At 61.1% G+C, this 19,878-nt stretch carries 21 protein-coding genes; 5 read left to right on the forward strand and 16 right to left on the reverse strand.

Features of this window, described 5'->3' with window-relative positions; genetic code table 11:
• Positions 1-336: 336 nt before the first annotated feature.
• Positions 337-1,065: a Crp/Fnr family transcriptional regulator gene (locus DMZ65_RS06225; RefSeq protein ID WP_116598019.1), complete on the reverse strand. Its 729-nt coding sequence runs from the start codon at positions 1,063-1,065 to the stop codon at positions 337-339.
• Between the two features lie 88 nt (positions 1,066-1,153).
• Here DMZ65_RS06225 and DMZ65_RS06230 point away from each other — a divergent pair, with 88 nt between their 5' ends.
• Positions 1,154-1,522, forward strand: a complete 369-nt coding sequence (locus DMZ65_RS06230) for a hypothetical protein (RefSeq protein WP_157960574.1) — start codon at positions 1,154-1,156, stop codon at positions 1,520-1,522.
• Between the two features lie 163 nt (positions 1,523-1,685).
• Here the strand turns inward: DMZ65_RS06230 and DMZ65_RS06235 are convergent, their stop codons facing one another.
• The 6 genes from DMZ65_RS06235 to DMZ65_RS06260 all read right to left on the reverse strand — a co-directional run bounded on the left by DMZ65_RS06235 (position 1,686) and on the right by DMZ65_RS06260 (position 7,371).
• Positions 1,686-2,744, reverse strand: a complete 1,059-nt coding sequence (locus DMZ65_RS06235) for a TRAP transporter substrate-binding protein (protein WP_116598021.1) — start codon at positions 2,742-2,744, stop codon at positions 1,686-1,688.
• A 53-nt stretch (positions 2,745-2,797) separates the two neighbouring features.
• Positions 2,798-4,087 carry a TRAP transporter large permease gene (locus DMZ65_RS06240; protein WP_116598022.1) on the reverse strand — a complete coding sequence of 430 codons (1,290 nt, stop codon included), beginning with the start codon at positions 4,085-4,087 and terminating at the stop codon, positions 2,798-2,800.
• Positions 4,088-4,675: a TRAP transporter small permease gene (locus DMZ65_RS06245; protein WP_116598023.1), complete on the reverse strand. Its 588-nt coding sequence runs from the start codon at positions 4,673-4,675 to the stop codon at positions 4,088-4,090.
• Positions 4,676-4,717: 42 nt separating this feature from the next.
• Positions 4,718-5,224, reverse strand: coding sequence for a flavin reductase family protein (locus DMZ65_RS06250; protein WP_198662641.1), 507 nt, complete (start codon positions 5,222-5,224; stop codon positions 4,718-4,720).
• Between the two features lie 12 nt (positions 5,225-5,236).
• Positions 5,237-6,124, reverse strand: a complete 888-nt coding sequence (locus DMZ65_RS06255) for an aldo/keto reductase (RefSeq protein ID WP_116598025.1) — start codon at positions 6,122-6,124, stop codon at positions 5,237-5,239.
• Positions 6,125-6,216: 92 nt separating this feature from the next.
• Positions 6,217-7,371 carry an LLM class flavin-dependent oxidoreductase gene (locus tag DMZ65_RS06260; protein ID WP_116598026.1) on the reverse strand — a complete coding sequence of 385 codons (1,155 nt, stop codon included), beginning with the start codon at positions 7,369-7,371 and terminating at the stop codon, positions 6,217-6,219.
• 94 nt (positions 7,372-7,465) lie between these two features.
• On the opposite strand from DMZ65_RS06260, the gene DMZ65_RS06265 reads away from it, so the two are divergent.
• Together DMZ65_RS06265 and DMZ65_RS06270 are read left to right on the forward strand one after the other, a co-directional pair.
• Entirely contained in the window at positions 7,466-8,167 is a 702-nt protein-coding gene (locus DMZ65_RS06265) for a GntR family transcriptional regulator (protein ID WP_116598027.1), read from the forward strand.
• A gap of 11 nt (positions 8,168-8,178) precedes the next feature.
• On the forward strand, positions 8,179-9,270 hold the full coding sequence (locus DMZ65_RS06270) for a Gfo/Idh/MocA family protein (protein WP_116598158.1): 1,092 nt from the start codon (positions 8,179-8,181) through the stop codon (positions 9,268-9,270).
• A gap of 135 nt (positions 9,271-9,405) precedes the next feature.
• Here the strand turns inward: DMZ65_RS06270 and dtd are convergent, their stop codons facing one another.
• The 9 genes from dtd to DMZ65_RS06315 form a co-directional block, all read right to left on the reverse strand.
• Complete coding sequence (dtd, locus tag DMZ65_RS06275) at positions 9,406-9,849, reverse strand: D-aminoacyl-tRNA deacylase (protein WP_116598028.1); 444 nt, start codon at positions 9,847-9,849, stop codon at positions 9,406-9,408.
• Positions 9,846-10,754 (reverse strand): carbohydrate kinase family protein, encoded by a 909-nt coding sequence (locus DMZ65_RS06280; RefSeq protein WP_116598029.1) that lies wholly within the window; start codon positions 10,752-10,754, stop codon positions 9,846-9,848. The genes dtd and DMZ65_RS06280 overlap by 4 nt, the downstream gene beginning before the upstream one ends.
• A 344-nt stretch (positions 10,755-11,098) precedes the next feature.
• Positions 11,099-12,229, reverse strand: coding sequence for a TFIIB-type zinc finger domain-containing protein (locus DMZ65_RS06285; RefSeq protein ID WP_232824902.1), 1,131 nt, complete (start codon positions 12,227-12,229; stop codon positions 11,099-11,101).
• Positions 12,230-12,338: 109 nt separating this feature from the next.
• Positions 12,339-13,454, reverse strand: a complete 1,116-nt coding sequence (locus DMZ65_RS06290) for an SPFH domain-containing protein (RefSeq protein ID WP_116598030.1) — start codon at positions 13,452-13,454, stop codon at positions 12,339-12,341.
• A gap of 18 nt (positions 13,455-13,472) precedes the next feature.
• Positions 13,473-14,396: a DUF2927 domain-containing protein gene (locus DMZ65_RS06295; RefSeq protein WP_116598160.1), complete on the reverse strand. Its 924-nt coding sequence runs from the start codon at positions 14,394-14,396 to the stop codon at positions 13,473-13,475.
• Between the two features lie 74 nt (positions 14,397-14,470).
• Positions 14,471-15,670: a toxic anion resistance protein gene (locus DMZ65_RS06300; RefSeq protein WP_116598031.1), complete on the reverse strand. Its 1,200-nt coding sequence runs from the start codon at positions 15,668-15,670 to the stop codon at positions 14,471-14,473.
• A 23-nt stretch (positions 15,671-15,693) separates the two neighbouring features.
• Positions 15,694-16,581, reverse strand: a complete 888-nt coding sequence (locus tag DMZ65_RS06305; protein ID WP_116598032.1) for a 5-bromo-4-chloroindolyl phosphate hydrolysis family protein — start codon at positions 16,579-16,581, stop codon at positions 15,694-15,696.
• 236 nt (positions 16,582-16,817) lie between these two features.
• Positions 16,818-17,636 carry a TerC family protein gene (locus DMZ65_RS06310; protein ID WP_116598033.1) on the reverse strand — a complete coding sequence of 273 codons (819 nt, stop codon included), beginning with the start codon at positions 17,634-17,636 and terminating at the stop codon, positions 16,818-16,820.
• Positions 17,637-17,843: 207 nt separating this feature from the next.
• Complete coding sequence (locus DMZ65_RS06315) at positions 17,844-18,659, reverse strand: pseudouridine synthase (protein WP_116598161.1); 816 nt, start codon at positions 18,657-18,659, stop codon at positions 17,844-17,846.
• 151 nt (positions 18,660-18,810) lie between these two features.
• Between DMZ65_RS06315 and DMZ65_RS06320 the strand changes: the two genes are divergently transcribed.
• Positions 18,811-19,263 (forward strand): nucleoside deaminase, encoded by a 453-nt coding sequence (locus tag DMZ65_RS06320; RefSeq protein ID WP_116598034.1) that lies wholly within the window; start codon positions 18,811-18,813, stop codon positions 19,261-19,263.
• Positions 19,264-19,268: 5 nt separating this feature from the next.
• Positions 19,269-19,874, forward strand: coding sequence for a pseudouridine synthase (locus DMZ65_RS06325; protein WP_116598035.1), 606 nt, complete (start codon positions 19,269-19,271; stop codon positions 19,872-19,874).
• Positions 19,875-19,878 lie beyond the last annotated feature (4 nt).

Consider the following 19,878-nt stretch of genomic DNA (forward strand, 5'->3'; position numbering starts at 1 on the left):
ATGGCCGCAGATTGAGTGTCGTGCGGACGCGCTGAGCCGGATTTTGAATAGTCGAGGGGGCGAAAGCTGCCGGATCAAGTCCGGCAGGGGAGCGCTTCAAATGTCCGGCAATCTGCGTGGCACACGTTCCGCGCACCCGAGTGAACAATAGGAGAGCGTGGAGGCCTGATCCGCACCACCGGAATGGCGATAAGGCAAGAAGAGGAAATCAGGAAGGTGACGCCGGGTGCGATCGAACATCCAAAACGCTTATCGAAAACCATGGCGTCTGGATGTGCATTTGGGGCAGGGGATGTTTCTGACGGGGTGTGCCAAACCCGATGTGTTGGAGTTTGTCTAGATCAACGGACGTTTGCGCAACGATTCGTCCCGGCAAAGCCCCACCTCTTCCAACGCCTCGATATCCGGCACGGTCAGTTTGCCATCGCTCCAAAAGGCGAGGTCGGCATTCCGTAATTTTGCCAAGGTCTTGTTGGTGTGAACCAGTGAAAGCCCCATCGCATCTGCCAGATCTTGCTGCCGATAGGGCAAGGGAGCAACCGTTCCTGATGTCATGTCCAACGCGTCGAGTTTGCGCCAGATCCGGGCGAGCGCCCATGCCAAAAGCTCGTAGGCCTCGCGTTGGCCCAGTGCTGCAAGGGCTTCGCCCAGAAACCTTTCTTCATTGGCGGCAAGCCAGGTCAGATCAAAGGCGCGCGCGGGCTGATTCCGGAACAGGCTCCACAATTCGGAGCGATCAAAGACACACAGGGTCATGGCGGTCGTGGCCTCGACCGAATGGGTCATCTGGTTCAGAACGCCGGCCTGAAGCCCGATGAAATCACCGGGCAGAACCAGACTGATTACATGGCGGCGTCCATCTTCCAACAGCTTGTACCGCAGCCCCATGCCGCTGAGCGCCGTGTAAAGCTGGGGTGTGTTGGCTCCCTCTGCAAGGATCGGGGCACCGGGTTCGATGTTCATCTCGCCGACTTTGAATTTTTCCATGAATTCGATCTCTGTCGAAGACATCGGATCGAACAACGGCAACTGTCTGATCGGGCAGTTGCGGCACTTGATACCCATATTTTCACTCCACCTATGTCATAGTTAAATGCAGAGTTTCCAAAGATGTTCCATGATTTGTCTTTGATGAACGGGAACCGTTATGCTGATGACAGCCGAGAAGCCGACCACCGACACCCGCCAGTTTGGCGTGGTTTGCCAAGAGCCGGTCGTACAGCTTGATGCGGCTCAAACATTTCGAGAGGTTTTCCCCGGTGCCGCGGTTCACATGTTCCACGATCTTTCTGCGACCGCGACAGAGCTTGATGCCCTTGCCTCTTGCACGGTTTTGCTGGTTATCGGCCCCGGATTGCACTTCACCGATAATTCACTGCCCCGCCGCTTGGCCGCTCGGGGCGCTGGGCTGGTGCTGGTTGATTGCGATTCTGCCGAAGTCGAGGGGTTTGGCATAAAGCCTGTCGTGATACAGCAACCTTTTACCTCGGAAACTTTGGCTGAAGCATTGCGAAAGGTTTGATTTTTTAGGACGAATGCCGGGATTGGCTTGTCGGACCATTCTTCGCGACCATCGTATCGCCGATATAGGGTGAAGGCTCTTGGGGAGGGAGCCTGAACTTCTTCGGCGGGTGGCCGGGGTCGCCACAAAAGCGACCCCGGCTTCGGTTTATGCGATGCCAGACCTATCGCAGGTCCTTGGCGCGGGCCTCGGCCAGGTCTGCCTCTGCCGAGGCAACCGCATCGGTCAGCGCGGTAAAGATCGCTTCGCCGCCTTCTACATTGGATTTGAACCAGTCATAAACCGGCGCTGCGGCCTCCTTGAACGCGGCCTTTTCCTCGGGAGTGGGTACATACAGATCGCCGCCACCGGCTACGAAATCCTCATAGGCCTGGATCGATTTGCGCTTGGGCGATGCAAAGGTGGCTTGCTGCAATTGGTAGAAGCCGTCCACCACCACCCTGCGCAGATCTTCCGGCATGGACATGAACTTGTCGTTGTTCATCCACCAGAGCGCGCCCATGTAGGCATGGCCGTCCAGCGTGACATATTGCAAACCGGCATCGGGAAACTTCATGCCCATGATGTCGGTGATGCCGTTCTTGGACCCTTCGACAACGCCGGTCTGGAAGCTGGTGAACAGTTCCGGCCACGGGATCGGGGTGGGCGATGCGCCAAGCGCCTTGACCAGTTCCTGCGGCAGATCGGCGACCACGGTACGGATCTTCAGCCCCTCCAGATCGGCGGGCATCTGCACCCGGCGTTTGGTATTGGCAAAGTTGCGCCAGCCACCGGTATTTCCAACCGTCATCAGGCGGATCATGCCGTTCGAGTCGTCCAGCGCCATGTCCCGCATGGTGCGCACGAAATCCCCCTGAAGCACTGTTTCGGCAACCCGGTCGTCGGCCATCAGGTAAGGCAGGTCCAGAACCTGCACATACGGAAAGATCCCCGCAGCACCGCCAGAGGTCGAGATATAGACGTCGATCGACCCGTCAGCGATGCCCTGAAGGCACTCGGTCCCGTTGGAGCAAAGCTGCGTGCCGATGAACATCTCGACTCCGATCTGACCGTTGGATGCCGCCTCGACATAGTTCTTGAAGACCACGAGCCCGTCGTAATCCTCGTCGTTTTCATTGGAATTGGCCGTGGCGCGGATGGTGTATTCCTGCGCGCTTGCGGCGAACGTGCCACCCGCGAAAACTGCGGCTGTCACTGCCGCTACTGTAAGACCCCTGAGCATGTAAGACCTCCCTTATGCTTTCTTTCGGTCGATGATCGGGCAATGCGCCCGGCTTAGTTAACAAATCCCGTCAGGCGCGGAATTGTCATGGAAATCGCGGGGATGTAGGTGATCAGGAAGATCACCACCACCTCGATGGCAAGGAATGGCAGAATCGCGCGGGCGATCTTTTCGACCCGTTCGCCGGATACGGACGAGGCGACAAATAGCACCAGCCCCATCGGCGGTGTCGCCAGCCCCACGGTCAGGTTGACCGACATGATGATCGCGAAATGCACCGGGTCCACGCCCAGGCTGACGAAGATCGGCCCGAGGATGGGGCCGAGGATGATGATCGCCGGACCTGCGTCCAGAAACATGCCGACGACGAACAGCAACAGGTTTATCAGGAACAGCAGGATCAGCGGGTTTTCCGACAGCGCAAGGATGAACGCGGCCAGTTGTTCGGGGGCGTGGCTGAGGCTGACAACCGTCTTGAACGCCATGGCCGCGCCGACCAGCAACAGCACGACCGCGCTGGTCATGGCGGAGTTTGACAGAACCTCTGGCAAATCGCGCAGTCGCAGCGTGCCCAGAATGAACAGGCCGACGATGGTGGCATAGGCCACGGCGACGGCTGCGGCCTCGGTCGGGGTGAAAATGCCGCCAAGGATACCGCCAAGGATGATGACGGGCGTCATAAGCGGAAAAAATGCCTTGAGACTGGCCTGCCCGCGCTCTGGCCAGGTGTGTTTGCGGGTGGCCACGGGAAAGTCGTATTTGTTCGCCATGACCTTGACCATCACCATCAACCCGAACCCGACGAGGATGCCCGGCACGATGCCCGCGAGAAACAGCGCGGCGACGCTTTCGCCCATGACATAGGCATAGATGATCATAATGCCCGATGGCGGAATGATCGGGCCGATCACGGAACTGGCCGCGGTGATGGCGGCGGCGAATTTGCGGGAATACCCCTGTTTTTCCATCGCGGGGATCAACATCGACCCCAGCGCCGAAGTGTCCGCCACGGCAGAGCCGGACAGGCCCGCGAAAAGCATCGAACTGAGGACGTTCACATGCGCCAGCCCGCCGCGCATGTGGCCCATCATCGCCTGACTGAACTCGACCAGCCGCATGGTGATGCCGCCCCTGTTCATCAACTCTCCGGCCAGCATGAAGAACGGGATCGCCATCAGCGGAAAACTGTCCATACCGTTATAGACATTGCGGTACAGCAGGGCGACATCGCGTTCCTGCCCGTTCATCCAAAGCAGGATGCCTGGGGCGGCAAGCAGGCCGAAAAACACTGGCAGGCCGATCATCAGGAACACAAGGAACAGCGGCAGGAACCATATCAGCATCTATTCGGCCCCCGGTGTGGCAAGCGTTGGCAGCGGTGCCAGTCTGCTTCCGCCACCGGTCAGCCGCACGAGTTCCCGCAGCAGCAATTCCACCGTGACAGAGATCAGCAGGATGACACCCACGAACAGCGACAGGAACATCCAGGCGAGCTTCAGCTTCACCGCCTGCATGCCGATCAGATCAAGCGGCAACCGAAGCGACGAAGAGCTGAACAGCCAGCCGGAATTCACATGTTTCCACCCCAGTTGCAGGGCCACGACAAGAACCAGCAGCGCCATTGTCAAAAGAATGAAATTCAAGATCGCCGCCGCACCTTTCGGCAGCAGGATCGTGAGCGTATCTATGGCGACGAAACCACCCCGGCGATAGGCAGCAGGGGCGACCAGTCCGGTCATCCATAACATGCAGAACCGTGCCAGTTCCTCGGACCAGTTGGGGGCGGCATTGAAGCCATAGCGCATCACGACCTGATAGAGGATCGACAGCACCATCACGGCCATGGCGAAGACGGCAATTGCCCGGCCCAGACGCAACACATGCGTGTTGACGAATTGCAGCGGGACAAGAAAGCCCATCAATATCGCCATTCGGTCTCCTCCCAGTGCGTGCTTTTTTGTTATGGCGGCAAATTATGACGGTTTTTGAATTGCTCCGTATTTTCCCGCAAAGAAAGTCAGCGGTTTGCCCGGACGCGTCGTTACGCGGGTGACGCGCCCGATGATGATGGAATGATCGCCGCCATCGTGCCGGGCGGTTCGGGTACATTCAAAGCGCGACAGGCAGCCGCTGATCAGCGGCACACCCTGTCCGCTGATTTCCCAGTCGAGAAGATCGAAGGCGTTGCCGTCGCGAGCGAAGCCATTGCTGATCTCGGCTTGTTCGGCCCCCATCACATGGATCGCGAAATGCTCGGCGGCCATGTAGAAGGGATAACGCTGAGAGCTTTTTGCAGGTGCCCAAAGCACCAGTGGAGGGTCCAGCGACAGGCTGGCAAAGCTGTTGGCGGTGATGCCGATCGGGCCTGTGCCAGAGTCGCAGGTGATAACGGTAACACCCGTCATGAATTTCCCCAACGCCGACCGAAACGCACGCGGATCTTCGGTTTCGGGATCGAAGCTGTAAGGCTGTGATGTCATCAGCGACATGCCTCAGGCCACTTCGCTGCCAAGGGCGTGGGTGTAGATCTCAAACCATGTCTCCCGGTCCATCGTGAACTTTGCAGCATCGCTGATACGGGCGATGCGGTCCAGATTATTGGTGCCAAGGACAGGTAGAATTCGTGCGGGGTGTGCCAAGAGCCACGCCACGGCAACTGCGGCGGCGTCAATGCCACGGGCCGCCCCGAACGCCTCCAGCGCCCGGCGCAACTCCGCGCGGCTGCTGGCGAACAGAGTGCCACCGCCCAGCGGCGACCATGCCATCGGTGGAATGCCGCGTTCCTGCAAGAAGGCAATGTCACCGTTGGTAAAGGCGTCATGCGTCATCAGGCTTAGTTCTATCTGGTTCGTGGCAAGCGGCGTCTTCATCGCCGATTGCAGCAGGGTCCAGTCCCAGGGCCGAAAGTTTGACACACCGACGGCGCGGACCTTGCCCGCGGCCACAACCTCGTCCAATGCCGGGCCGGTTTCATGGGGATTCATGAAAGGATCAGGCCGGTGGATCAACAGCATGTCGATGCGGTCGGTTTTCATCAAGCGTAGAGAGTGATCGACAGAGGCCAGAATATGCGCGCGGCTGCTATCGTAATGCTTGACCCGTGCATTGGCGTACCGGCCTGCGGGGGCCACGATGCCGCATTTTGTGACGATCTCGATCTTGTTGCGCAGTGCCGGCGTCAGAGCGTTGCCAAGGATCTCTTCGGCCATGTAACCGCCATAGATATCGGCCTGATCCATTGTTGTGATGCCCTGATCCAGACAAGTCGAAATCTTGCCCTGGACATATTCCGGGGCAGTGTTTTCGTCATCGCCAAGCCGCCACATCCCATAGACGATACGGCTGAGGTCGAGTTGGTCAGTCAGTCGGATGCGATCCATCGGGTCTTCCTTCAATTCCAGTGCTCACCCGCCCCGGGCTTGACCCGGGGCCTTTGGGGGAAGGTCCCGGGTCAAGCCCGGGACGGGTCTTTCTAGCGACGTAGACCAGCGCCAAGCGGCGTCATCGGTGTCGACGCGGGCAAGCGGCCATAGGCACTGTTCAACTGCGTGGTCTTCATCTGCGGCAATACCTTTTGGCCGAAATGACGGCATTCGTCGAGATGCGGATAGCCGGACAGGATGAAGGCGCGAATGCCCATCTTCTGATAGTGTTCCAGCTCTGACAGCACCTGATCGGTGGATCCGACCAAAGCGGCCCCGCATCCCGACCGCGCCCGGCCAACGCCTGTCCACAAATGTGGTTCAACAAAGCCTTCCATATCCGCCAGTTCGCGGTTTCTGGCCTGATGCGACACGCCAAGACTGGTGGCGTCCAGAGACCGTTCGCGGATTGCACGGCCTTGTTCGTCATCCAGCTTGCTGACGATATGCTCGGCCCATTCGCGGGCCTCTGCCTCTGTGTCGCGAACGACGACATGCACACGCAGCCCGTAATCCAGCGTGCGGCCATATTGCTCGGCCACGGCATGCACGGCTTTCATCCGCGCTGCCAGCGCATCCTTGGCTTCTGGCCACATCAGGTAAACATCGCAATGTTGGCCACATAGATCCAGCGCGGCGGGCGAGTAGCCACCGAAATACAGCAGTGGCCCTCCGGTCTGATAAGGCTTGGCCGGATCGGTCCAGAGCTTGTCGAAGTCATAGACCTCGCCCTTGTAGGTGATCTCGTCCTGCGTCCAGGCCTGTTTCAGGATCTCGACCACCTCACGCGACCGCTGGTAGCGAAAGGCGCTGTCGGCTTTCTCGCCGGGGAAGTCGGACGAGATGATGTTCACCGTCAGCCGCCCCTCCAGCATGTGATCCAGCGTGGCGATGGTGCGGGCCAGCATGATCGGCTGCATCTCTCCGCAGCGCACGGCGGCCAGCATGTTGATCTTGTCGGTAATTGGCGCGCAACCCGCGACAAAGCTGAGCGTGTCCTGACCCACCTGATAGGACGACGGGCACAGAATGTTGCGAAAGCCCTGGGTCTCGGCCTCTTTCACGATCGACGAACAATGCGCCCAGGATGACCGCAACCGGCCCTCGGGCACACCGAGATATTCGTAATCGTCAGAGCAAAGCGCCGCGAACCACGAAACCTCTGCCGCGTCCAAGTCGGGGGAGGTGATGGGGACCACGGTCATCAGGATTCTCCGGCTGCGTCATTTTGTCTTGCGTAGCATCGGATTTAATGTAGATCAATAGTGTATCAATTATTTCGCGCACCCGGACGCATCAATGCCAGACCAGTCTTCCTTGCCGCTATATATCCAGATCAGCGAGATGCTGATCCGCGAGATAAATGCGGGCCGCTATCTGGACGGCGAGCGTTTGCCCCCGGAACGTGACATGTCCGCAGAGCTTGGCATCTCTGTAGGGACATTGCGCAAGGCGCTGGCGGACCTGACCTTGAAGGGCATGTTGGAGCGTGTGCAGGGGTCGGGCAATTACATCCGTGCGCAAGCGGATACGAAAAGCGTTTACGCGTTCTTCCGGGTGGAGTTGCTGCGCGGGGGCGGTTTGCCGACGGCAGATGTGCTGGATGTGACGCGTCTTGCGAAACCCGTCGGTCTGCCGGATTTCGGTGCCTCGTCGGATGCGCATCGCATCCGGCGGTTGCGCAAGCTGGATGGTACGCCAGCAGTGCTTGAGGAAATCTGGCTGGACGCCAGCTTTGCCGAGCGGATCGCGGCGCGGGATCTGTCCGAGTCTCTCTATCACTACTATCGCCAGCGTTTGGGACTGTGGATCACCCGCGCCGAAGACAAGTTGCGCTTGGGCGGCGTGCCTGAATGGGCCCCGCAGGATTTCGGCACACCGCAGGGGAGCCCCTGTCTGTTGGCAGAGCGCATCAGTTGGGGACAGAACGGCGTGCGGGCAGAGGTCTCGCGCAGTTGGATCGACACGAATGTGGCGCGCTATGTCGCGCGGCTCAAATGAAAGCAGGACATATGAGCGACACCGTCACCTACGGCATCATCGGCTGCGGCATGATGGGTCAGGAGCATCTGCGCAATATCGCCCTTTTGTCCGGCGCGCGCGTCGGTGCCGTATTCGAACCGGACCGCGCCATGCGAGAGGTCGCTGCCCTGTTGGCACCAAGTGCAGTGTTCCCCGAAACGCTTGAGGACTTGCTCGCCGTGGGGGGTGTGGACTGCCTTCTGATCGCGTCGCCCAACCATCTTCACGTCCCGCAGCTGGAATTGATCGCGGCCAAGCGCCCGCTGCCGCTGTTGATCGAAAAGCCGCTTTTCACCAATCCCGCCGACGCGGAGCGCGTGACCGAGATCTGCGCGGCCTATCCCGCTCCGGTCTGGGTGGCGATGGAATACCGCTACATGCCGCCCATCGCGGCGCTGCTAAAGCAGGTGGATGCGGCGACCGGCGGCGTCAGGATGCTGACCATCCGCGAACACCGCTTCGCCTTTCTCAAGAAGGTCGGCGACTGGAACCGGTTCAACCGCTATTCCGGCGGGACACTGGTCGAAAAATGCTGCCACTTCTTTGATCTGATGCGGCTGGTGATCCCGTCTGATCCCGTCCGTGTGATGGCCAGCGCCGGGCAGGCGACCAATCATCTGGACGAGACCTATGGCGGTGAGACACCTGATATTTGGGACCATGGCTATGTCATCGTCGAATTCGCCAACGGTGCCCGCGCCATGCTGGAGCTGTGCATGTTCGCCGAAGGCAGCCGCTATCAAGAGGAGATCTCTGCCGTTGGCCCCGCGGGCAAGATCGAATGCCTCGTGCCGGGGCCGGGAAGGTTCTGGCCTGCCGATTTGGGCGCGCCGCCCGTGCCGCAACTGATCGTCAGCCCGCGTAGCCCCAAGGGTCCGATGACGCTTGATATTCCGGTTGATCCACAGCTCCTGGAGGCAGGCGATCACAACGGTTCGACTTATTATCAACACCAGAAATTCCGCGAGGCCGTGCTGGGCAACGCGCCGCCGGAAGTAACCGTGAAGGATGGCCACATGGCGGTGCGTCTTGGTCTGGCTGCGCAGCTATCCGCCAGTACGGGCCAATCGGTCGATCTTTAGCGCTGTGCCCCTCAAGAACGGGGCGGGATTGCCGAAGGGGATGGATTGGTGCGTGCGGGGGCTGTTCGCTGACAATGCAGGCGATCGCAGGTGCGCACGGTTCCACGGGTACAATTTCTCAACAAGACCATCGACTCAGACGGCAGTATCAATCCAGATCGTCACCGGACCATCGTTCACAAGGCTGATCTTCATGTCGGCGCCGAACTGACCGCGCGCCGTCGGGATGCCCAGCTTTGCCATTGCGTCGGCAAAGGCCTCGTAGGCGGGTGCGCCCTCTGACGGCGGTGCGGCGGTTGAAAAGCCGGGGCGGTTGCCGCGGGACGTGTCGGCGGCCAGCGTGAACTGGCTGACCACCAGCGCCGCGCCGCCCGTATCGGACAGCGACCGGTTCATTTTGCCATCGTCATCCGCGAAAATGCGCAGCTTGGCGATCTTCGCCGCCAGCTTCGACGGGGCATCTGCTGGGTCATCCCGCATCGCGCAGATAAAGATCAGCAGACCCGGCCCGATCTCGGCTAAAACAGCGCCATCGACCCGCACCGCAGCCTCTGTCACGCGCTGGACAAGCGCCCTCATGCCAGTTCCTCGGCCCAGGGCGGGTTTGCGCCTGCGCGGCTGACAGTCACGGCCGCTGCGCGCGCGCCCAGTTCGATGGCCGGGCTCAACATGTCAGGGCTGGCCTCGGCGATGGCCGCTTTTGACAACAGCCCTTCGCGCGACAAGCCCGCCAGCAGGCCCGCATTGAATGTATCGCCCGCGCCGACAGTGTCGACGACCAGTGCCTTTTGCGCTGGCACTTCGAAACTGCCAGCGCCGATATGCGCCTCGACCCCCTGTGCGCCGCGTGTCAGCAAGACCAGCTTTGGCCCGCCACTGGCCAGAAGGCCCTGAGGCGTGGTGCCGAGCCAGTGCAGGTCTTCGTCGGAAATTTTGACGATGTCCGAAACCGCCAGCATTGTGTCCAGCCGGGCGCGATACCGCGCCTCGTCGGTGATGAAGCCGGGTCGGATATTGGGGTCGATCATAACCGGCAGGCGCGACGCCTCGCGCAGGGCGAGCGCCTTGTAGGCATCCGCCGCCGGTTCGCCAACAAGGCTGATGCCGCCGAAAAAGAGCGCGCTGACCTCGTCGGTCAGGGTTGGGAGGTCCTCGGCGCGCAGCATTCGGCCGGCGGTGTTCTCATCGTAGAAGGCGTATTGCGCCTGTCCGTCGGTCAGCGTCACGAAGGCGAGCGTCGTCGGCCTGTCGGACCGTGGCGCAAGACGACTGTCGACATTGCTGGCTGCCAGATTGGTTTCCAGAAGCTGCCCGAACAGGTCATGCGACAGACCGCCAAAATACCCTGTCGGCGTGCCAAGCCGCCCCAAGGCGATCGCCGTATTGAACACAGCGCCGCCCGCATGCGGCGCAAACGCGCCTTCGCCTCCGGTCGTGGTACGGGGCAACATATCGATCAACGCTTCGCCACAGCAGAGTATCATGGACACCTCCCAATTGCATTGTTTGCGCTAACATGAGCAGCGTTTCCCCGCAAGACCAAGCCTTACGATCACGCCGGATCAGGTTGGTCAGTAAGGTTCGAGGCTAGACGTCGACACAGCTCCTGACAACTTCGACGCAGCGAAATAAGAAAAGACGGTCAGGATCACGCGCTCTTGCGCGGCAGATGCAGGCCCGAAAAGATGTAGGTTGGTTCGCAATTTGGCATATGCAATCAACCATAATAACCAACGTATCCGGCAAAAGACCTCGCCCCGGACTTGATCCGGGGCCTCTGGGTTGTGGGCCGCAAGGCCCCGGATCAAGTCCGGGGCGGGTGACGCCCTTATTGATTCGTCGCTATGACAAAGCCGATACAGCCGGCCACAATCAGGCCCAGGATCACAGCAACGGCGATCTTCCAGCGCGACCACGGACGTTCGCCCTGCACCCGGCCGGTGCGGCCGTTGACGACAAAGCGGTAGGTCTTGCCGCGAAATTTATAGGCGGCCAGCCAGATAGGCAGCAGGACATGTTTGAAGGTTACGTCATCGACGTCTGTCGCAACGCTGTGGATGCGCTGCCGGTCGCCCCCGATGTCAAAGCGGATGTCGCGGGCGATCTGCCGATCCATGATCTGCCGCGCCTCGCCAAAGCCGTCTTCCAGTTGCACGCCGTAGCCCTCGGCCCGAAAACCCGCCAGAAATTCCGGCTGATAGGTTTCCAGTTCCGACAAATCCCAGGGTTCCAGCGCATCGGTGAACTTTTTGGGTAGGGAGGTGGAGGCCAGCACCAGTATATCGTCAAAGAACCGCGCGACGCGCCCGGATACGGCGCGCCAACGGACCTTCTGCACGCGGACCTGTTCAGTCTTGCCGTCGCGGATGACAGTGCGTGTTTCGTAGTAGACGGTTCCGCGTTCGCCTTGGTACTGCGATTTCGTGTCGGCGTCGAAGGTCCAGTAAGGCACATAGATGCCGTTCATCTTCCGCCCCTTGCGGGCATAGTCCTGTAGGCCGCCGGGCGCAAACCACAGGCTGCCCAGCCAGTCATTCATCGCGCTGCGCGCCTCTTCCTGGCTGAGACGGAAAGGTAGCAATCCGCGCGGCTTGATATGCCGATGCGCGCCGGTATCGGTGACAACAGGGGTGGCGCAGAACGGACATTCTGTCGCGTGGATATCCGCGTCGAATTCCACCGACGCCCCGCAATTGGGGCATTTCGTGACGCGGGTTTCCTCGATCTCGGCCTCTGACATGTCGCCCCGGATGGCGCGATCAAAGTCGATCTCGCGGATGCCGCCGCTCCAGGGTCCGGCTTGCGCCACCTCTGCCGAATTGCCGCAATGGTCGCAGACAAGTTGGCCCGCGTCGGGATCAAACCGCATATCCGCGCCGCATTGGTCGCAGGGAAAACGATGTTCAGCCTGTGCAAAGGGCGCGATTTGGTCGGGCATCTGATCCTCTTGCCTGTTCATGGACCGCGTCCTGGCGCACCGTTTTGCGGGCCGGGAACGCGGTCGGGCCGGCCGCTGTACAACCGCAGACACGCTCCGACGCTTTGGCCGGGCGCTGGTGTGGCGGTCGTCAGACCCCCGGCGGCGGGGGCGGCGGCATCACGGTGAAAAGCTGTGCGAGTTCGGCCACATCTTCGGCGGGTTTCCAGCCATCCTGGCCAGCGGTCCAGACATAGGTCTTGCGGGTCAGATCGCCATCGCGGGCCATGCGACCCAGTTGCGCCTTGGAGTAGGGGCCTTCGGTGGCACCGTTCTTGGCCAGGTGCCAGACATGTTCTACCGGCGGCGGGGGCGGGGGTGTACTTGCCGAAGATGCAGGCACAGCGCCCCACGGGCCGCGTTGGCCGCCCATCATCTGGCCTGCCATCGCCATGCCCATGCCAGCCCCCATACCGGCCCCCATCGCGCCAGAGGCATCGCCGCCCTGACGCAGCGCTTCGGCCGTGGAATATTTCAGATGCTGGTCCAGATCGCCCGACAACCCGCGCGAGGTGCGGGTGTCCAGCGCCTTTTCCACCGCAGGCGGAAGCGAGATATTCTCGATGTAAAGTTCCGGGATCGTCAGGCCGTATTGTTCCAACGTCGGGGTGATCGCGCGGGCAAGAACCTGACCCAGATCGGCGGTGTTCGCGGCCATATCCAACACCGGGATGCCCGACGACGCGATCACGCGGCTGAATTCCTGCACGATGATGTTGCGGATCTGAAAGCTGATCTCGTCCATGGTGAATTCGCCGTCCGTGCCGACGATTTCCGACATGAAGCGCGCAGGCTCTCCCACCCGGACCGAATAGGTGCCGAAGGCGCGAATGCGGGTCGGGCCGAATTCGGGATCGCGCAGCATGATCGGGTTCTTCGTTCCCCATTTCAGGTCGTTGAACCGTGTCGTGTTGACGAAATAGATCTCTGATTTGAACGGGCTTTTGAAACCATGATCCCAATGCTGAAGCGAGGTCATGATCGGCATGTTGTTCGTTTCAAGCATATACAGGCCCGGCGTGAACACATCCGCCAACTGACCCTCATGCACAAAGACCGCGGCTTGCCCTTCGCGGACGGTCAGCTTGGCGCCGTACTTGATCTCGTGGCCCTCACGCTCGAACCGCCAGACCATTGTGTCGCGGGTGTCGTCGGTCCAGTGGATCACGTCGATGAACTGGCCGCTCAGAAAGTCGAAAATGCCCATGGGTGTGTCTCCTCGGGGTTAACTGGAGCCGCCGGTCAGCCGGGCGGCAAGCTCTCGTACGACGGGGCGGACCTGCGCGGCGGTCATGCCGGGTTTCAGCCGGGGGTCATACAGGATCTTAAGCAGCATCTCGTCATGCGTGGTCAGCAGCGCGAATTCGTCGTCGTCGTTGAAGATGGACGGGCGCGCCTCAGGGCTGTCATTGCCCAGACCAAGACCCTGCGCCACTTCTTCGTGAATGCAGGACCGGCGCAGCAGATCCGGGTGTTCATCGCGGATCAGAGCGACGGCGCGCGCATAGTCATAGCCGCCCTGACTGCCCGAAAATGCCAGCACAAGACAGTGAATGCCGCGCGGCAGATTGTCGAAGATCGCCAGAGACGAGGCGCTGATTTCAGGCACCAGCGCACGGATACGAGGCTTGATCTGCGCGCTGTCATCTTCGCCCATGAACAGCACATGGAAATTGGCATTGGACTGGCTGACGCTGATCGGGTGACCGGTGACGCGCGCCAGCCTGCGGGCGTAATTCGTAACCTCACGCGTGTCCGTCGCCCGGCGATCGGCGTCAACCGATGCACCAAACTCGACAGAGATCCGCACCGGGCTGGTCCATTTCTTGATCCGGCCCAATTCGCCGCTGCTGCGGGTGAAACCCGCGCCGCGGGCGTATTCCTCTTCCAGCGCCACGCGTTCGAAATTGCGTGCCAGCATTGTGTCGGTAAAGGGCGTATCAGGGCCGCCGCCATTGGTGCGGAGCAAGCCCTGTACCAACAGATCTTGCTGCAACCGACCATAATACGCGGCCAATTCCCGGCTGGCCGGGGATGGCGGCGTCGCGCTGGGGCTGGGCGAGACGGGTTTTGTCGGGGGCGGCGTGTCGGCGGGCTGCGCGGGGATTGCAAGCGTTTCCGATGGGGGCGTGGGCTCGTTAGGCAACATCTCACAGCCCGCCAGCGCGACACCTGCGAAACTGGCCAGCAAAAGCCAGCGTATCTGACGGCCCGGTTCCACGATCAGCCTTTCGGCACAGAGGTAGAGGCCGTGTCGCCCAGACCGGTTTTCTTTGCCTTGGCGGAGGCCAGCGTATCGCGTAGCTCGGCCTCCATCTTCTTCAGCTCGGTCTCGGCGGCGGCGCGCCGAGCCTTGCCTTCGTCGGCGATCTGAAGCGATTCCTGAATGGTTCCGATCAGATCGGCATTGGCCTGCTTGACGGCCTCAATGTCGAATACGCCGCGCTCCATCTCCTGGCGGATCATCTTGTTGCTGTCGCGCAGGTTCTTGGCGTTCGAGGTCAAAAGCTCGTTGGTCAGATCGTTGGCATCGCGCACCGCAGCGGCAGCCTCGGCCGAACGCTGGATCGTCACCGCCTGCGCCAGTTGGGTTTCCCAAAGCGGCACGGTGTTGACGAGGGTAGAGTTGATCTTGGTCACAAGGCTCTTGTCGTTTTCCTGCACCAGACGGATCGAGGGCAGCGACTGCATGGTCACCTGACGCGTCAGTTTCAGATCGTGGACCCGGCGTTCCAGATCGTCGCGCGCGGCACGCAGATCGCGCAATTCCTGCGCCGCCATCACCTGTTCGTCCTCTGGCGTGGCCTGAACCTCGGCTTCTTTCGCGGGAATGATCTGTTCGTCCAGTTCGCGCAGCTTTTCCTCGCCTGCGGCGTTGTAAAGCGCCAGCTCGTCATAGAAGGCCAGCGTCTTCTCATACAGCAGGTCGAGCGATTTGATGTCTTTCAAAAGCGTGTGCTCGTGGCGCAGAAGATCATCGGTGACCCTGTCGATCTGGCCCTGCACATCCTCGAACTTGGCGGTGAACTTGGCAAATGGCGCGGCACGGCCGATCAGTTTTTCCCACCAACTGCGGTCACGGCGCACGTCAAGCTCGGACACCGAAAAGCCGCGGATCGTGGTGACGATGTTACGAAGGGAATCGCCCGCAGGCCCGACATCCTTGTTGCGCACATCCTGCAACATCGCCTGGCTGATTTCCTGCAATTCGGCCTGTGCAGCGGACCCGAACGAGACGATGGAGTTGGTATCCCCCATGTCGATCTCGTCCATCCGGCTGCGGATTTCCTCGCCTACAGGCGCGTCCGCCTCGGACAGGGACACCACCGCGCCTGCATCTGCCGGTTCGGGCAGCACAACGGCGTTCACTTCGTCGACCAGAGCGACCGTCTGCTCTGCCTTTTCCCTTACATTCTCAGACATCGGTGTACCTCTTTACTGTAAATCTATTTCAGGCGAATGCCTTCGCGCTGTAGTCGGTCGCGCAGAACCTCGATCTCGACCGTCAGGTCGGAATTGTCGTCGAGCAGCAGTTTGCGTTTCTTGGCGTTAAAGCTTTCCTCCAGGTCGGTCAGCAGCATCATATAGTCGGACCGGGCACCTGCATCCTGCGTGCGACTGTAGATGTCGGCGAATTTCACCGACGCATCGCGTGCGCCCATCAGATAGACACCCATATATTTACGCGCGGCGGTCAAATCGCGAGGATCTTCTTCGACGGTGCGCAAAAGTTCGCGCACTTCGGCCTGAAACCGTTCAACCCGCTGCTCGACTTGGCGGTCTTGCGCACGACGCACGGCGTCCGACATCGCGGCAAGGTGCTTTTCGGCCTCGTCAACCGCTCTGGCGACGCGGTTCTGCTGGAAGGTATCGATGCCTTCCATACCCTTGTCGCGCAGCGGGTCAAACCCGAAGGCCGCCAGATGAAGCCCGCCTGCCGCTGCGGCGTAAAGCACCGGGGCTATGATCCCCGGTTCGTTGCGCCATGCGGCCAGCGCCACCCCCGCGCCGGTCAGCACGGCAGCGGCAATCTTGCGCGGAATTCCGGGGCGGCGGGCAACCTTGCGGGCGTTGTACGCCGCTTCGGCGCGCAACCCGTCGCGCAGCAGCCACGCGCCAAGCGTCAGCAATGCCGCCCCCAGAAGGCCCGCGACCAGAGTCGTGGCCCCGCCCGTGATAGACGTGAAAGCCAGCACAACCGGCGGGAGGAACAGCAGGTTGCTGCGTGCGCCCACGGGGTCAACCGTCGCCCCGCGAAACGCGCCGCGCTCCTCTGGCGTCTCATCAGGACCGGTGCCGTCAGGGCTGAATTTGCCGCCGAACCTTTGCGCCATGATCAAAGCCCCCCAAGCCAGCCGGAAGAGACGCCCAACAGCACAACCAGCAGCAGGATGTAAGCGATTTTCTGAAGGGCGGTGCCGGCCATGCTACCTCGGGGTTCTGGGCGAATTGTGTTGTCGCGGAACTTACGGGAAGCGCCCGTCGGGGGCTAGGGGGAGAATTGCCTTCGCATTCCACCTGTTTTCGGCGGCCCGGAATGCAGGCCGCCGGTTTTGACTTGCAGTGATTTTCAGCGCCTTGAGGCTGTGCGTCGCTCGGCGTTCAGCTTGCGGGTATAGCGCGATTGGATGACCTCGACCGCGACCAGCACCAGCACGCTGAAATAGAAGGTAGTCTTGGACATCGGCACGACCTCATATCCGAAGAAATGCAGCGCCAAGGTGTCGTCATGCACGGCATGTGCCGCCGCTTGACCGGCTTCTCCCAGCAGAACAACGCCGACGATCAGCAGGATGAAGAGGCCCAGCACCTCATACATGCGGTTCTTTTCCAGAAACTCCGTCACGGTGTCGGCCAAAACAAGCATGGCCAGTCCCGACAGGATGATCGCAGTCGCCAGAATGAGGAACACATCGGTGATCGCCAGCGCCGAAAGCACCGAATCGAACGAGAAGATCAGGTTCATCATCACGATCAAAAGTACGACCTGAGTGGCGCTTTTGCCGGATTTCGCATCCACATCGGTGTTGAGATCCTCAATCGCCATCATGTGGCTGATCTCTTTGACGGCTGTATAGATGATGAACACGCCGCCGATGATAAAGACGCAAGTGGCGAAATTGACCCCGCCTTCGATCACGCCCGGCCAGTTGAAGATGTAAAATGGCTCTGCCATCGCATCGATCAACTGGATCATCACGAACAGCAGTACCACGCGCAGCGCGACGGCGATGATGATGCCCCAATACCTGACGGCTTTTTGCTGCGCGACAGGCGCGCGTTGCGACTCGATGGAAATGTAGAGCAGGTTGTCGAACCCGAGAACGGCTTGCAGGAAACACAGCATCAGCAGGTTCCCAAGGTTCTCGATGGTCAGAAGATCAGCCATGAATGCATCCTCGTAGAGTGGTCGGTTCGCGCCAGAATTTACGAAACCCGGCGGACGAACAAGGGGAGTTGGTGTCTAAATGCAGCACGATGGGCACCAACACCGCCGCCTTTGCCCGTTTCAGGCAGGCAAGATGCGTTCTACCACAGGTCGTCAGCGTCAGGCCGCGCGGATGGCTCGCCGGTCCGGAAGCTGCGGCTTTGGGGGCTAGCGACGTCTGCGCGTGACTCTGGGCTTTCCGGTTTTGCTCGGCTTTTCGGTTTTGGGACTTTCCAGCCCTAATTGGTCGCGCAGTACCTTGGGGCGGATTTCCTCGACTGCGCCGATCTTCAGTTCGCCCAGTTGGAATGGCCCGTACGACACCCGGATCAATCTGTTCACGGCCAGTCCCAGATCCATCATCGCGCGCCGGACTTCGCGGTTTTTGCCTTCACGCAGGCCGACCGTGACCCAGGCGTTTGCGCCCTGTTGCCGGTCAAGGCTGACGATCATCGGCTGGAACTTTTCTCCGTCTATGACCAGCCCCTTGCGCAGCGGTGCGAACGTCTCGTCCGTGGGTCTGCCGTTGACGCGAACGCGGTAGCGCCGCAGCCAGCCAGTCGAAGGCAGCTCCATCCGACGTTTCAGCGCGCCGTCATTGGTCAGCAGCAGCAGGCCTTCGGAATTCAGGTCCAACCGTCCGACGGACATCACCCTGGGCAGGTCTTCGGGCAGGTGGTCGAAGATGGTTTCGCGCCCCTTTTCGTCACTGTTGCTTGTCACCAGCCCGCTGGGCTTGTGATACAGCCACAGGCGCGGCGGTTCGGGTGCCTTGATCGGCTTGCCGTCCACCGCGATCTTGTCCGCATCGGTGACGTTCAGCGCGGGGCTGTCGATCTTGCGGCCATTCACGCTGACCCGGCCCAGTTCGATCATGCGTTCCGCCTCGCGGCGGCTGGCGACACCGGCGCGGGACAGCACTTTCGCGATACGGTCGCCGGGAGGCGTTGCCGGGGGCGACGATGGGGGCGGGGTCTGGCTCATGCGGCGCACCTTTGATCTGTCTGGTTTCGGGAGAGGACCGATTTCTTGCCGCATAGACCCAAGGCGGGCCGTCGCGACACGGACCAATCCGGCCGGACTTAGAGGAATTTTCGCTCTTGGGAAAGCGCCAAGGGCAATTTATGAGGGGCGAATGACCTTCAAAAGCCACATGGACGCCGCGATGACAGAAGCCCGCGCCGCCGCCGACCGAGGCGAAGTGCCGGTCGGTGCCGTACTGATCGGGCCGGACGGGGAAATCGTGGCACGGGCCGGCAACCGCACCCGAGAGATGAACGATCCCACCGCCCATGCCGAGGTTCTGGCGATCCGGGCCGCCTGTGCCGCGCTTGGATCAGAGCGGCTGACAGGTCATGATCTTTATGTGACGCTGGAGCCGTGCCCGATGTGCGCGGCCGCGATCTCATTCGCGCGCATCCGCAGGCTGTATTACGCGGCGTCCGATCCGAAATCGGGCGGCGTGGCACAGGGGGCCCGCATCTTTGCGCATCCGCAATGCCACCACGCGCCAGAGGTGTATGACGGCATCTCCGCGCCCGAGGCCGAGGACTTGCTGAAGGCGTTTTTCAACGCTCGGCGGGGCTGACGCCGATGGCCAAACCCCGCAAGCCGCGCTTGGTCAGAAACCGCGCAACCCGCCCCGCTGGTCCGTCGCGGGTTATCCTGCTTAACAAACCATGGGGGGTGTTGTCGCAATTCACTGACAAGGGCACGGAAGGATCGGCGCGCGAGACGCTGTCCAGCTATGTGAATGTGCCGCAGGTCTACCCCGCCGGCCGTCTGGACCGCGACAGCGAGGGCCTGCTGATCCTGACCAATGACGGGCGTCTGCAACATCGCATCGCGCATCCCGACACCAAGCTGCCCAAGACCTATCTGGCGCAGGTCGAGGGAGAGATCACCGAAGAGGCGCTGGCGCTGTTGCGCAAAGGCGTGACGTTGAAGGATGGCATCACGCGCCCCGCCAAGGCGCGGCGGATCGACCCGCCGGATTGGCTTTGGCCGCGTGATCCGCCGGTGCGCTACCGCAAATCCGTGCCAGACGGTTGGTTGGAACTGACCCTCACCGAAGGGCGCAACCGGCAGGTGCGCCGCATGACGGCGGCGGTTGGTTTGCCCACCCTGCGGCTGATCCGCTGGCAGATCGGCGGTTGGACGCTTGGGGGCTTGCAGCCCGGTCAATGGCGCGACGCCTGAGCAT

This window comes from Primorskyibacter marinus (genome assembly GCF_003313245.1).
GTDB lineage: Bacteria > Pseudomonadota > Alphaproteobacteria > Rhodobacterales > Rhodobacteraceae > Primorskyibacter > Primorskyibacter marinus.